The sequence below is a fragment of the Microvirga roseola genome, from assembly GCF_020866965.1.
Classification (GTDB): Bacteria; Pseudomonadota; Alphaproteobacteria; order Rhizobiales; family Beijerinckiaceae; genus Microvirga; species Microvirga roseola.
On sequence record NZ_JAJATX010000015.1, the window covers coordinates 54,114 to 67,685 of the forward strand.

Consider the following 13,572-nt stretch of genomic DNA (forward strand, 5'->3'; position numbering starts at 1 on the left):
GTGCGTGGTCGGCGCAGCGCAGAGCGTTGCTTGGCCCATCATTCTCATCGCCCCGCCGTCGGCGGCGTTGCCCTCGGGTTGCTGCTCTTCATGCCCGGACGGCGGGCTGGTGGTCCGGCCGACGTGATCGAGGCGCCACCTTCGGTCCTGACCGGCTTCGTCTCCGGGGCGGGGCGCTCGGAGCGCTAGTGACGCTTGCGTCCGGCGGGAGCATCGGACGCAAGGGGCCTGTTATCCACCTCGCTACCCCTAAAAGGGGGCTTAGACAGTAGCCAGCGGGCTGAAGAGCCTGATCAGAAGCCCACAGAACTGAAATCCGAGCACGAACAGTACAGCTCCCTCGATCAGGGAGGCGGTCCAGCGACCTTGGGACACTGCGCCATCATAGTAGCTCCAGACCAGTGCGGCTACATGGGCGAAGAGGCTGGAGCGCGGCGTGCGTTCGAGATCAGGTGGAAGGAGCGAGTAGAGGAGAAGCCCGAGCCTTGAAGCCGTGGATCGGATGAATCTGATGCTCAATGCTGTATTGCTACCGTCCTGCTGCAGTGGTGCCGTCACTGCGCTCAGCACATGGCTTATCTGGGAGGATGGCCGGGCACGTCGAGAAGGCCGAATACCTTTGAGATCCGCTCAAGAAGGCGGCCGCTCAATGCGTCCTCCTGCAGGTCTCGGCTAAGTTGATTGTCGACGACCAGGTGGGACAGGCCATGCACTAGCGACCAGGCACCAAGTGCGGCTTCCCGAGGCAGTGCCGCTCCAGAGCCTGCGGCGACGTCCAGGAGGACGGCAAACGCCTGCTGGGCCTCCTGCTGGAGTTCTGGATAAGCTTGTCGGTCGAGGCCGCTCCCGAACATCAGTCGAAATGTTCCTGGATGATCAGAGGCAAAGCGCAGGTATCCCTGGCCAATGGCCAAGATACAGTCGCCCTGGGTATTAACTATCGCCGCCTCAAACGCGTCCCGCAGGCGCCGGAAACCATCTGCGGCCACTGCTGCAAGCATGGCCTCCCGGGTCGGAAAGTGGCGGTATGGAGCATTGTGGGAGACGCCTGCAAGGCGGGCGGCAGCGGTTCAGAAGTTCAGGCGCGTAGCGGATAATCCACCTGTGAATGGTCGCGTGATCGACCTTAATGCCGCGCTCAGCCATCATCTCCTCAAGATTCCGCAGGCTCAGATTGTAAGCCAGGTACCACCGGACGCAGAGCAGGATGACTGTACGATCGAAATGTCTGCCTTTGAACACCAGTGTCTCCGCTGCTGTGACCATGGCCACCGTAGCTGAAACTCTGAAACAAGATATTTGCGACGTGTGTGGACGCCCCGTGTGACGCAAGAGAAATCTTCGGGTTTGATGCAGCGCGTGGTCAGGGCTGAGTGTGCGTGCACCTCGGAGCAGACTAATCCGGTACGCTAGGGCACCAACTTCGGGAGCTCCTATCAACCGCCAAGTTCCTTTTTCGCTACGTGGGGCGGATAGTTCGAAAGGTTCAAGTTGCGTCGCAAACAACGGGTCGTGGGGGCAGGCAGTGGTCGAGGCCGGATGCTTGGGAGGAACACATGACCGCAGGGCGGAGGGAACGAGGCCTATTCGAGTTCTATGAGGATGACCCTGAACGGGCCGATTACCTGATCTTCGGCAGACGGGCGGGCCTAGGACGACGCGGTTTCCTAAAGGGAGCAGGACTGGCCGCGGTGGGCGCAAGCCTCGGCAGCGCCATTCCGTTCAGCACGAGCATGCCACCCGGTCTCGTCCCGGTCGCTCTGGCTCAAAGCGCAGGAGACGATCCCCTGCAGGGCAAAGAGGGCCTGATCGTTCACAACGACCGCCCGATCAACGCGGAAACCCCGGTTCACCTGCTCGATCCGGACATCACCCCCAACAACCGGCACTTCGTACGTAACAACGGGCTGGTGCCCGAGGCCGCCAGGCAGGGCGATGCGCAAGGCTGGAAGCTAGCGGTGGATGGGGAGGTCAATCAGCCCCTGGAACTCACGCTCGATGAACTGAGGAGCCGCTTCACCCCGGTGAATCTAAAGCTGCAGCTCGAATGCGGCGGCAATGGCCGGGCCGGCTTCAATCCGCCCGCCCGGGGCAACCAGTGGGCCCTGGGCGCAGTGGGCAATTCGGAATGGACCGGGGTTCGGCTTGGCGACGTGCTCCGGGCCGCCGGGCTGAAGGACAGCGCCGTCTATACGGCTCATTACGGCAGCGACGTTCATCTGAGCGGCGATCCAGACAAGCCGGTCATCTCGCGGGGCGTTCCCATCTGGAAAGCCATGGACCCGCATACGATCATCGCCTTCGCGATGAACGGAGAGCCGATCCCTGCGCTCAACGGTTTCCCCGTCCGCCTCGTCGTTCCGGGCTGGCCGGGCTCCGCCTCGCAGAAATGGCTCACGCGCATCACCATCCGCGACCAGGTTCATGACGGTCCGGGAATGACGGGCATGTCCTACCGCGTACCCGCTTATCCGGTGCAGCCCGGGGCCGATGTACCGCTGGAGGACTTCCGCATCATTCAGGCCATGCCGGTGAAGTCAATCATCACCTATCCGGCGACCGGCACGACCCTGCCGCGCGACAACCGGATGATCGAGGTGCGGGGGCATGCCTGGGCCGGTGACCGTCGGGTCTCCCAGGTTGACGTCAGCACCGACTACGGCTCGACGTGGATCCCGGCGGAGCTCGACCCGCCTCCAAACCCGTATTCCTGGCAGCGCTGGCGCGCCCGCCTGAACTTCCCGACCAGGGGCTATTACGAGGTCTGGGCAAGGGCGACTGATGATCAGGGCGTGATGCAGCCCTTCGAGGTCATGTGGAACCCGCGCGGGTATCTGAACAACTCGATGCACCGCATCGCCCTGACGGTGCCCACCTGATGCGACAAGGCGGAGCTTGTATAGGGAAGGCAGGGGCACGGCCGATGTTGATCGGCTTGGCCCTGGCCATCCTCAGTGGCTGGGGTTCCGCGGTTTGGGCGCAGGACTTCCAGAGCCTGCCACCTGGTCCGGGACGCGACGAGACCATCGCCTGGTGCTCAGGCTGCCATTCCATGGCGCTCGTGACGCAGCAGGGCATGAGCCGTAGCCGGTGGGATGATACCATCACCTGGATGGTGGAAAACCAGAATATGCCCGAACCAACGGAAGAGGAGCGGAAAGTGTTGCTCGACTACCTGGCTAGCCACTTCGGCGAGGCCAAATCGGGTGACGGCTGCATCGAGACCCCTTGGGGGCGCAGATGCCCCTAAGGCTTACATTCGGGACGGCGGGGAGCCTGGGGTAATGGAGGCGACGGCGGAAAAAGGCCAGCCACCGGCTCATTGATCTCTGGAGATCGGGGGCAGCTCATGGTACCGCGCGTAGGGCGGCGAGCGTCTCGCGGATGCCTTCCCGCAGTGGCGTGACCGTGCCCCCGAACGTCTGCTTGACCTTCAATGCATCCATCACGAAGGGCTGCTCGAACTGGTAGAGCACCTCGCGAGCCTCGCGGATCTGACGATTGAACAGACCTGCGATAGTCATCATGCCCCGTCCAATTCGCTTTATCCGGAACGGCTGACCCAGTTCCTTATAGACTTCGGCGATGAATGTGCGCCCTGTCACCGGCGGACCGCTCGGAATGTGCCAGACCTCGCCCCAGGCGCGGGCATTCCTTCCGAGGGTAATCAGACCCCGGGCGAAGTCGGGCAGGTAAGTGAGCGTATGCGGCGCATCGAGCGACCCCAGCCAGGAGGCGGTCTTCCGCCGCCGGGCGTGCTTGATCACCAGCTGATTGGCAGCTGAATTCGCGTGCGGTCCGTAGAAGTCTGATCCGCAGCCAATAGCAACGCCCACCCGCGTGCTGGCGTGGGCTGCCAGGAACCTCTCTTCCAGCCTTACCCGCAGCGGACCCTTGGGACCGCTCGCCCAGCGTGGGGTCGCTTCCGTCATGGGGCCGATCGGTGGCCCATACATGTAGAGGTTGTCGACCACCACCAGCACCGCATCGGCCGCGAAGGCACCGGCGATCAAGTTATCGGTCATGGCCGGCAGGACATCCAACCATCGGAGATAAGGAACGTTGGCAGCATAATAGACGACCGCCGCACCTCGGCAGGCTTTTCGAACATTCTCGGAGCGCATGAGATCGACCGGAACGACCTCAACTCTGTTCGGCCATGGGCCAGAGGCCCTGCGTCTTACCGCTCGCACACTGAGGCCCTGGCGCGCCAACTCGTTGGTCAGAGCACACCCTGCACCTCCGGCTGCGCCGAGTACAACGTGGTAGCCGCCCGTTTCGATCACCGTCGCGATGCTCCCAGGAGTTGCGGATCATTATCAGGAACTCTCACTGCGCTTGCCGGGCGGGTCGTCCTTCTTCACTATGGAAGTCGATGAGCTGTCAGCACTGGCGGGAAAGACTATCGTTCGCGCGGGATAATGTCGGCTGAGTGATATGGACATTACAGCATGCGGCTCCACCTTCTCGACTGGAGGTTTGATGATCAAGATCGTAGTTTGTGCCAGCATGCTCGCTCTAGCCACTGGTGCAGTAGCACAAGAAACAGAGCCATCGACCTGGCGCGACCCTGACACGCGGTGTGTCTACTTCAGCGTTGGAGATACCCTGAGCCTTCGCTACCGCCGTGATGGCACACCGGATTGCGCGAGTGTTCAGCGGGACATCCAGGACGCAACGATAACCCGGGACGACCTGCGAGAGCTTAATCGGGGACTTGTACGCTCGATAGACGAATTGCGGCGGGATATCAGTGGCATCCGAAGTGCAATGGACGGCATCCGTCGCGACCTGGAGAATGTCCGTCGGGAAATTAGGTCGTCGTCAGCGCAGTAGCGCTGTCTTCGCCTCTCGCCTCAGGGCACACAATACCTTCGCAGCGCTTCAGGAGCTCGCCCAGAGGACTGAACTTGCTCGAAGAACCAAGGCGACTGCATGAACGCCGTTCGGCAGAGCGCGACCCCCAATATATCTCCTACGGAGAAGCCATCATGTCCCATGATCCTGCTCATCCTCTCAAAGGTCAGAAGGCCCTGGTCACTGGCGCCAGATCCGGCATCGGGACTGCCACCGCCCGGGCATTTGCCGCCGCAGGGGCGGCTGTTGGGGTCAACTATCGCTCGCATGCCGATGAGGCCGAGCGGATTGCCCACGAAATCCGTAACGCAGGTGGCGACGCGGTCGCCCTCAAGGCCGATGAGTCGAGCGAGGATGAGGTTCGGGCCACGTTCGATGAACTCGGCAGTGCTTTCTGGCCCCGTTCACCTTCGAGGCGGAGCGGGACTCCGTGCCCTCCTTCGGAAAGGCACCGCGCCGCCTCCTGAACGAGGCTCTTGCCAAGGTGCCCGAGCCCGACCTGCCCGGCACCGTATGGCTCGACAAGTTGCGGATCCATCTCACGGTGGCGGCGCGCCACCCCAGGGACGTGATCGATCCCGCCCTGCGAAGCTGGGCACGCATGCTGCCGCTCTCGCTCACCGGGATCACGACCGCGGCCGTGACCCCCACCTTTGTCATGTTATTCACGGACGAGTTCTGGTGGGTCGGGATGCATCTCGACCCCGCCTACGTCTGGTCAGCCGCCATCGCGGCCATTCTCGTGGCGACCTGCCTGGTGCCGCTCTCGCAGCGGCTGTTCTTTCCCCATCGCGAGAAGCGGGTCCCGGAGCAGTACATCACAGAGTGGTTGGCCGACCACGCTATCCGGTTGCGTTGCAAGTTCTGAACAGCGCCAGAAGCGAGCCGGAGTTCTGGGAAACGTTCATGCGGCAAGCAGGTCGAATTGCTCCGCGAGTGTCGGCTGCGGATTACGGGCGTACTTCGCCTGACCTTTGCGCATCATGTGGACCATCTCGATCCCGCCGAGGATCACACGGGCGGTGGCAATCGTTTGAAAACCAAGCATCGGCCGGGTCCGCCGTTTGATGGCCCGATGATCCTGTTCAATCCGATTGTTCAAGTAGCGGCTCTGGCGGATGCGGATCGGCTTCAGTTTGCGTCGTGACCAAGCCTGGAGCCGGTTTTCCATATCGCAGGACAGAATGGCCTCCCGATTGGTCTGGCTGCCGTCGATCACAATCCGCTCAGGCCGGCCATGCCGCTTGAGTGCCTTGCGCAGGAAGTGCTTGGCAGCGGTAAGGTTTCGCCGTTCGCTGAACCAAAACTCGATCGTATCGCCGTTGCTGTCGATCGCGCGATAGAGATACTGCCATTGGCCTCGGGCTCTGACGTAGGTCTCATCCATGTGCCATCGGCCGGAGACCGGGCGCTTGCGCCGATTGAATTGCTCCAGCAGGAGCGGGGCCTAGTGAACTGTCCAGCGATGAGTGGTCGTGTGATCAACGGAGACGCCACGTCCATTCATCATCTCCTCAAGATCCCGCAGGCTGAGATTGTAAGCCAGATACCAGCGGACGCACAGCAGGATCACCGAGCGATCGAAATGACGGCCTTTGAACATCATGCACCTCCGGAACGTGCCGGGAGGCGTAAATCGAACTGAGTTACTGATGGGTTTGCAACAGATCCGAGAGCCATGGTGGCTCGCGATCAGTCATCCAAAGAGAAAGGCTCTCGCTACGGATTGGGTCAGAATCGCCAAGTAAGGTTACCTTTCACGGCATGCTCGTGAGCGCGTGCCCCGACCTGGCCGGAATAGGACAAGCCTAGCATCATGTCTGCGCTGATTTGCCCGTTGAGACCGACCTCCGCCACAAGAGCATCCAGGTCGACCGGGATCCCTGAGACGGCGTAAGCGAATGCGCTTCCGGCAAAGGCGAGCAAAGCATCTGACTCCATATCGCCATAGGCCCTCCGCCAGCCGAGCATGCCTCTAACCGCCAGGGGGAGATCCTCGCTGATCCGCGCCTCCGCCCTGAGGCCCAGCGTGGCTGTGGCGAGTTCATGCGTGTGGCCGTAGCCCGTTAGGGCAGCCGCCCCACCATCCTCGACAAAGCCGCCCGTGTGCAATCGGGTGACAGCGGCGCCGATGAATGGCTCGACCTTCGCAAGGCCGAAATTAAACCCGTATCCAACCTCCCCGAAAGCCATCAGTGTCGAGCCGTCGTAGGATACGCTCGCCTGGTCCGAGAAGCCAGGAAAGGTGATTGAACGCTTCGTGTCGATATCGTGCCAAGCATAGGATGAGCCCAGGCGGACGTTAACAGCTCCCCATGTCCCCGAACCGTAGAGAGCTCCGAAGACGCTCTCGGCTGTGCCGGATGAGAGGCGGCTATCAAGATCGAAGATCGTGCGGGAAAAACCGCCAGCAGCGCCAATCCGGAATCCGGGGTCGATCTGGGCGTCTGCACCGATGATGAAGCCTCCCCTCGAGGTATCGATCGAGGCTGCATTGCCGTTAGAGCGGATATTGCCCCATGACCCGAAGCCCTGCCCCCACAGGGCAAAGCGGCGCGGGTCGGACCGGGGGGTGACCGGTGCCTGGTGAGGCTTTTCTCCCGGCTGGTCCGCCGCATAAGCAGCGTTATAGGTGCCCTGAAACAAAGCAGGCAGGCTTGGGTTCAGCGGCGGGCGCAAGCGGGTGAGGATAGCCTCGCGCACCAAACGTCCTTCATCGTAGATCATAGTCGGTGCTGAAGCGTGCACCTCGCCGGAGAGAGCCGTAAAGGCCTGACGCGCCCCCGCGACGCTGGATCCTAGTACAATGTCAAACAGGCGATTTCCAGCGCCAAGCGCCTCGACAGCATTGGCAATCGCGTGCTGGTTGGGGGTCACAGCCACCGAGTTGAAAGCAATCGGCTCGGTTGGCGTTGGCGGCTCCGGCGGGTGTGGGTCCTGAGGACTGGGCTCTGAAGGATCAGGTAAGACCGGCGGCTCCGGTGGATTGGGACTTGTCTTGCGCACGAGCATCAGGGTTACGGCATTCGGACTGTAACCCAAGACAGGATCGACAAAGGCGAAATTGCCTGCGGCCCTGGCGAAATTGCCCGTCACACCTGCCGCAGTGAGGATCGTATAGGGGCTGTTCTCCACATAACCGGCACCCTGGTCCGGCAGAATGCTCACCGTGCCGCCCAACAGAGTAGCGACGCCGTTTGTGGCAACGCGGTCCGACTGGCCCGCAGCATTGATTTCCACCTCGTAGATTGAGCCTGCCGCAAATCCGACGTTCCCGGAAACGTTCAATGTGCCGATGGAATTTCCAGGCGCAACAATCGCCCCGCTCTGGGCCAGAATGCTTCCAACCGTTCCGGTTCCCGACAGGATTGCTCCGTCCCGCACAGTAACGGCTGAAGATGCCAAAGAGCCGTTTACGGCCAGCCGACCTGCTTCCACGTATGTGGGTCCGGATAGGGTACTTGTCCCTGTCAGATTGAGCCGAGCAGCGCCTTCCTTGGTCAAAGGACCGGTCCCTCTCAGGGCTTGGCTGATGGTCGTATCGAAGCCGTTCGTGTCGAAAGTGCCTCCTCCGGCCGCTAAAGTGATGCCGCGCGCGGAGGATAGGGTGAAGGTTGAGAGATACCGCAGCGTCCCGCCGTCAAAGTTGAGGTCTCCAAGGGAACTACCGAGGTTAGCGTCAGAAGAGACAGCAACGACGCCACTGTTGATTTGCGTCCCGCCCGAGTAGGAGTTGGTTCCGGACAGCGTCAGCGTGCCAGCGCCGTTTTGCACCACCCGGCCGGCGCCAGAGATAGCGCCGGCAAAAGTTACGTTATCAGAACGGTTGAAGGCCAAAGTGCCACCGTTGGCTAAGTTGCCCGTTATGCTGCCGGTGGTGCCCCCTGCACCGAGCTGGATGGTGCCGCCGCTGATCCTTGTTCCCCCGGTGTAGCTGTTGGTTCCGGTAAGGGTGACGGTTCCCGATCCTGACTTGGTCAGGGAACCACTTCCTGCAATAGACCCCTCATAGGTTCCGTCTATGCTCTGGTCGAGCACGATCGCCGCCGTGTTCTGCACGAGGCGCGGTAGGCTGCGGGATGTAGCTATGATGGTTCCGCCCCTGACGGAAAACTGACCGCCAAAGGTTGTGTCGCCTGTCAGCGTCCAGGTCGAAGGCCAGAGCTTCTCAAACAGACTGAAGCCTTTGTACTTCGTGCCGAGTTCGTTCATGTTGAACGTTCCTGCCGCAGGTCCGCCAAGAGCCAGGGTATGGGGTGCGAGGCTATCCACGCGAACTCCCCCACGAATGTCCGCCGTGCTGTGGATTTCCAGTCGTGACGGACCAAGGCCACTGAAAACGATTGCGTCAGCGTCTCCGCTAAGAACGGCTACTTCCCCTGCAACCGTTAGCGACGCGGAGCCCGTCTCGCTATCATTGCCGAACCCAATCGCCTCGTTATTGAAACTCCGTACAGCGCCCGTTGGCCCGATGGTGACCAGGGTCGTGCCTCCATGTGCGCCTATCGCATACCCAGTCCAACTGGCGATCGTACCATCAACCTGAATTGTCGTAGTGCCCCCCATCTGGAGAACCGCGAAATCCCCAGGGTTGTCCGTCCAGATCTCGCCGTTTTCTTCGACGACGAGTGTTCCACTATGGATGGAGACTTCGGTTCCAACAATTCGCGCGCCGGGGCGGACTACGAGGCGCCCGTTAATATGGACGAGCCGATTCTCAGTGTCGGTGCATTCTCCGGACGTACCCTCCTCAACACGCACCCAGCTTGGATTTTGGGTTCCGGTGCAGGATGCAAATGCACGGGGACCCGTAGCCGCGACCGTGCCGGCAGCGACCAAGGCAATGAGGGAAGCCGAGGAGAGTCTTGATCGACGAGTCGCGCTCAAGGTGGCGAGCTGAAAAGTGGATTTCACAAATGTTCTCTGCTGGGTTGTGCGAAAGCCTGCCTCGCCTCGTTTCCGATCTGGCGTCATACTCCAGTCCCCTTGGCAGTGGCTAGCTGAGTGGCCAATCACCCGCTCAACCCGAAGCCAGGTACATTATGCCAGAGCATAGTAAGAAAAAACCCCACTCCAGACTGGGAATGGCCCAAGATAGAGCTTCCCGAGGAGTGTTACCTGTGTGCAGCCGTAGGCTGGAACTCATCTAAACTAGTTGCAAGGTGGCAAACCGCGCCGAGACTTGGCTTCTTTGAACTCTTCTTCCCCGCTTGCTTGGCGAGCCTCGCGGCTTTCCCAATACTAGTCCCGAAACTTGGTCGCTGTTAGGACTCGCTTGCCAGAAATCACAGAGGTTGAGGACTTGGTCGAGCCGTTCATGGACGCGTCAGTTCCCGGACCCGCTGCTTGAACCGCAAGAGGGCTTGGGGGCGAGGCCTCGTCTGTCGTAACTGCGCTCGACGGATACCAGATGGCCCGCCAAGGCAAAGCCGGACGGGCGCTTGCAACGGCTGCTATCGGCTCCTTCGCTGCTGGCACGATTGCAACTATCCTGCTCGCCGCGGCGGCTCCGCCCTTAGCAAACCTTGCGCTGAGGTTTGGACCAGCAGAATACTTTTCATTGATGGTCTTGGGGCTTGTGGCTTCAGTCGTGCTTGCGAGTGGATCACTCCTTCATGCGGTTTCGATGATCGTACTGGGGCTCATCCTCGGCCTTGCTGGCACTGACGTGAACTCAGGAGTGGCCCGCTTCACCTTTGACATTCCGGAGTTGTCCGATGGGATCGGCTTCGTCGTGGTGGCGATGGGTGTGTTTGGGCTGGGCGAGATCATTGCCAATCTTGAGCATGAGCATGGGCGCACCGTCGCCCACAAGAGCGTCACAGGTCTGTTTCCCACGCGTGAGGATTGGAAGCGCATCTGGGCTCCGATCCTGCCGGGCACTGCACTTGGTTCAGCACTCGGGATCTTACCTGGCGGCGGGGCGATGTCGGCTTCCTTTGCGTCCTACTCGATGGAAAAGAAGGTCTCGAAGAACCCGCAGGAGTTCGGGAAAGGGGCAATCGAAGGAGTCGCTGGTCCCGAAAACGCCAATAACGCGGGAGCGCAGACCTCCTTCATTCCGATGCAACATTGGGCATCCCGTCCAACCCTGTCATGGCCCTGATGTTTGGCGCATTGATCATGCAGGGAATCCAGCCCGGCCCCGCAGTCATGAATGAACAGCCGGCCCTGTTCTGGGGGCTGGCTGCCTCGATGTGGATCGGCAACGCTTTCCTTCTTGTCCTCAATCTGCCGCTGATCGGCTTGTGGGTGCGGATGATTTCGATCCCTTATCACTTCCTGTTCCCAGCCATCCTAGTGTTTTGCGCGATCGGCGTATTCAGCCTCAACAACTCGACCTTTGCTATCTACATGATGGCGGCCTTTGGAGTGTTGGGCTACGTCTTCCGGAAGCTCGACTGTGAGCCAGCTCCAATGCTGCTCGGATTTATCTTGGGGCCGATGATGGAGGAATATCTACGTCGGGCCCTCTTGATGTCCAAAGGCGATCCGAGTGTATTCGTGACTCGGCCTGGCAGTGCAGCCATGCTCATCATAGCGCTGATCCTGCTCGCGACGATCTTTGCTCCCGCAGTACGCCAAAAGCGCGAAGAAGCGTTCCAGGAGGAGGGTTAGAACTGCTCCGCCTCGCCCAGCTCCGAACTGCGAGTTTTGTGCAAGTTGCACTAGAATACCGAGGACCTGTCATGACAGTACATCAGCGCACACGGACCGACGATCCGCACTACATTCGCCTTCACGAAAGCGACAACGTCGCCATCGTGGTGAATTCTTTTGGTCTCCCGCCGGGGACGCAGTTCTCAGACGGCCTCGTCCTGAAAGAGTTCGTTCCTCAGGGCCACAAAGTGGCGCTGACCGATCTCGCGGACGGCGCTCCCATTAGACGCTACGGCGAGGTCATCGGCTACGCCATCGGCGACATCCCCCAGGGCAGCTGGGTCGAGGAGTCGAAGGTTCGGATGCCGTCGCCACCGGCGCTCGACAGTTTGGAGCTTGGAACCCGCGTGCCGGCACCCCTGCCACCGCTGGAAGGCTACACCTTCGAAGGCTACAGGAATCCGGATGGCTCTGTCGGCACGAAGAACATCCTTGCGATTTCCACCAGCGTGCAATGCGTCGCCGGAACGCTGGACTTCGCGGTCAGGCGCATCAAGGAAGAGCTGCTGCCGAAGTATCCCAACGTGGATGACGTCGTGCCGCTGACCCATGCTTGTGGCTGTGGCGTTGCCATCAATGCGCCGCAGGCGGTCATTCCGATCCGCACTCTCCAGAGCCTTGCCCGGCATCCCAACTTCGGCGGCGAGGTGATGATCGTGGGGCTTGGCTGCGAGAAGCTGCAGCCGGAGCGCCTGCTGCCGGATGACAAGCAGGGCGTCGTGCGGCTCCAGGACGATTCATTCCACGGTTTCGGGGACATGATTGAAGCCATCATGGAAATGGCCGAGGCGCGGCTGAAGGTCCTGCATGCCCGCAAGCGCGAGACTGTTCCTGCCTCGGAGCTGGTGATCGGGCTGCAATGTGGGGGCAGCGATGCCTTTTCCGGTGTGACGGCGAATCCGGCTCTTGGCTTCGCAGCCGATTTGCTGGTTCGTGCGGGTGCGACTGTGATGTTCTCGGAGGTCACAGAGGTGCGGGATGCCATTCATCTCCTCACTCCTCGCGCCGTCAACGAGGACGTCGCTCGCGCGCTCGTTCGCGAGATGGCGTGGTACGATGACTATCTGGCGCAGGGTCAAGCCGACCGCAGCGCCAATCCCTCTCCGGGCAACAAGAAGGGCGGTCTGGCCAACGTAGTGGAGAAGGCTCTCGGCTCTGTCGCGAAATCCGGTAGCTCGGCCATCTCTGGCGTTCTGGCGCCTGGTGAGCGGGTCAAGGAAAGGGGCCTAATCTTCGCGGCAACGCCCGCCAGCGATTTTGTCTGCGGCACCCTGCAGCTGGCCTCCGGAATGACGCTTCAGGTTTTCACAACAGGGCGCGGTACACCATACGGCCTCTCCGCTGCCCCGGTCATCAAGGTAGCGACCCGGACGGAACTGGCAGAACGCTGGAGGGACCTGATCGACGTGAACGCCGGACGCATTGCCACCGGCGATGCGACCATTGAGGAGGTCGGATGGGAGATTTTCCACCCAAATCCGATCAGGTTAAGCGCCTGAGGGATCTGGAGGCGGAGAATGCAAGGCTCCGTCGAGCAGTAGCCGACCTCACTCGCGACAAGCTGATCCTGAAAGAGGCGGCGTCGGGAAACTTCTGAGCCCCGCCCGCCGCCGCGCCTGCATCGAGCACGTTCGATCTACCCTGAAGCTGTCCGAGCGGCGGGTCTGCCGGGTGCTCGGACAGCATCGCTCGACGCAACGGCGCATTCCGCAAGGACGAGACGATGAGGCCTGGCTCACCGCCGCCAGCTTGTCAGTTGTGATCGACGATGGTGGATAGTCGCTCGTTGTATAGAGGACTTTGCGCAGAAAACGGTTGGCCGCCTGCGTATTTCGTCGGTCTGTCAGCATGAAGTCGATCAGTTGCCCGTGCTTCTCGACCGCCCTGAACAGGTACTTCCACCTGCCGCCAAACCGCACATGGGTCTCGTCAATGCGCCAGGAGCTTGAGCGAGGTTCTTGGTAGCAGCGAACTCTCCTCTCGCTCTGTGGGGCATAGCGCTGCACTCAACGGAAGATGGTGAATGGGTCGACCGCGAGGCCGCGCTCCTGTATC

General features: G+C 61.1%; 9 protein-coding genes and 6 pseudogenes. 8 read left to right on the forward strand and 7 right to left on the reverse strand.

All coding sequences use genetic code 11. The features are described 5' to 3' along the window. The first annotated feature begins 30 nt into the window (after positions 1 to 30). Positions 31 to 189 carry a hypothetical protein gene (locus LG661_RS11660; protein WP_230532077.1) on the forward strand — a complete coding sequence of 53 codons (159 nt, stop codon included), beginning with the start codon at positions 31 to 33 and terminating at the stop codon, positions 187 to 189. 72 nt (positions 190 to 261) lie between these two features. Here the strand turns inward: LG661_RS11660 and LG661_RS11665 are convergent, their stop codons facing one another. The 3 genes and pseudogenes from LG661_RS11665 to LG661_RS11675 all read right to left on the reverse strand — a co-directional run. Beyond that, positions 262 to 519 carry a hypothetical protein gene (locus LG661_RS11665; RefSeq protein WP_230532078.1) on the reverse strand — a complete coding sequence of 86 codons (258 nt, stop codon included), beginning with the start codon at positions 517 to 519 and terminating at the stop codon, positions 262 to 264. Positions 520 to 575: 56 nt separating this feature from the next. Further along, positions 576 to 1,001 carry a TetR-like C-terminal domain-containing protein gene (locus LG661_RS11670; RefSeq protein ID WP_230532079.1) on the reverse strand — a complete coding sequence of 142 codons (426 nt, stop codon included), beginning with the start codon at positions 999 to 1,001 and terminating at the stop codon, positions 576 to 578. A gap of 64 nt (positions 1,002 to 1,065) precedes the next feature. Beyond that, positions 1,066 to 1,242 (reverse strand): annotated as a pseudogene (locus LG661_RS11675) (IS6 family transposase); the annotation flags it as partial. A gap of 314 nt (positions 1,243 to 1,556) precedes the next feature. Here LG661_RS11675 and LG661_RS11680 point away from each other — a divergent pair. Both LG661_RS11680 and LG661_RS11685 read left to right on the forward strand, forming a co-directional pair. Continuing rightward, positions 1,557 to 2,879 (forward strand): sulfite oxidase, encoded by a 1,323-nt coding sequence (locus LG661_RS11680; RefSeq protein WP_230532080.1) that lies wholly within the window; start codon positions 1,557 to 1,559, stop codon positions 2,877 to 2,879. Between the two features lie 44 nt (positions 2,880 to 2,923). Next, on the forward strand, positions 2,924 to 3,250 hold the full coding sequence (locus tag LG661_RS11685; RefSeq protein WP_230532081.1) for a hypothetical protein: 327 nt from the start codon (positions 2,924 to 2,926) through the stop codon (positions 3,248 to 3,250). Positions 3,251 to 3,347: 97 nt separating this feature from the next. On the opposite strand, the gene LG661_RS11690 is transcribed toward LG661_RS11685, so the two are convergent. Beyond that, positions 3,348 to 4,286, reverse strand: a complete 939-nt coding sequence (locus LG661_RS11690) for an NAD-dependent epimerase/dehydratase family protein (protein WP_230532082.1) — start codon at positions 4,284 to 4,286, stop codon at positions 3,348 to 3,350. Between the two features lie 705 nt (positions 4,287 to 4,991). Between LG661_RS11690 and LG661_RS11695 the strand changes: the two genes are divergently transcribed. Continuing rightward, entirely contained in the window at positions 4,992 to 5,324 is a 333-nt protein-coding gene (locus tag LG661_RS11695; RefSeq protein WP_230532105.1) for an SDR family NAD(P)-dependent oxidoreductase, read from the forward strand. Continuing rightward, positions 5,288 to 5,725: an alkaline shock response membrane anchor protein AmaP gene (locus LG661_RS11700; protein ID WP_230532083.1), complete on the forward strand. Its 438-nt coding sequence runs from the start codon at positions 5,288 to 5,290 to the stop codon at positions 5,723 to 5,725. The genes LG661_RS11695 and LG661_RS11700 overlap by 37 nt, the downstream gene beginning before the upstream one ends. A 36-nt stretch (positions 5,726 to 5,761) precedes the next feature. Here LG661_RS11700 and LG661_RS11705 read toward each other — a convergent pair. Both LG661_RS11705 and LG661_RS11710 read right to left on the reverse strand, forming a co-directional pair. After that, a pseudogene (locus tag LG661_RS11705) lies at positions 5,762 to 6,460 on the reverse strand (IS6 family transposase). 128 nt (positions 6,461 to 6,588) lie between these two features. Beyond that, positions 6,589 to 9,069 (reverse strand): autotransporter outer membrane beta-barrel domain-containing protein, encoded by a 2,481-nt coding sequence (locus LG661_RS11710; RefSeq protein WP_230532084.1) that lies wholly within the window; start codon positions 9,067 to 9,069, stop codon positions 6,589 to 6,591. A gap of 1,150 nt (positions 9,070 to 10,219) precedes the next feature. Here LG661_RS11710 and LG661_RS11715 point away from each other — a divergent pair. The 3 pseudogenes from LG661_RS11715 to LG661_RS11725 all read left to right on the forward strand — a co-directional run. Next, positions 10,220 to 11,475 (forward strand): annotated as a pseudogene (locus LG661_RS11715) (tripartite tricarboxylate transporter permease); the annotation flags it as partial. Positions 11,476 to 11,546: 71 nt separating this feature from the next. Beyond that, a pseudogene (gene garD, locus LG661_RS11720) lies at positions 11,547 to 12,986 on the forward strand (galactarate dehydratase); the annotation flags it as partial. A gap of 5 nt (positions 12,987 to 12,991) precedes the next feature. Then, positions 12,992 to 13,257: pseudogene (locus tag LG661_RS11725) on the forward strand (IS3 family transposase); the annotation flags it as partial. A 47-nt stretch (positions 13,258 to 13,304) separates the two neighbouring features. Here the strand turns inward: LG661_RS11725 and LG661_RS25385 are convergent. Beyond that, positions 13,305 to 13,523: pseudogene (locus LG661_RS25385) on the reverse strand (DDE-type integrase/transposase/recombinase); the annotation flags it as partial. Between the last annotated feature and the right edge of the window lie 49 nt (positions 13,524 to 13,572).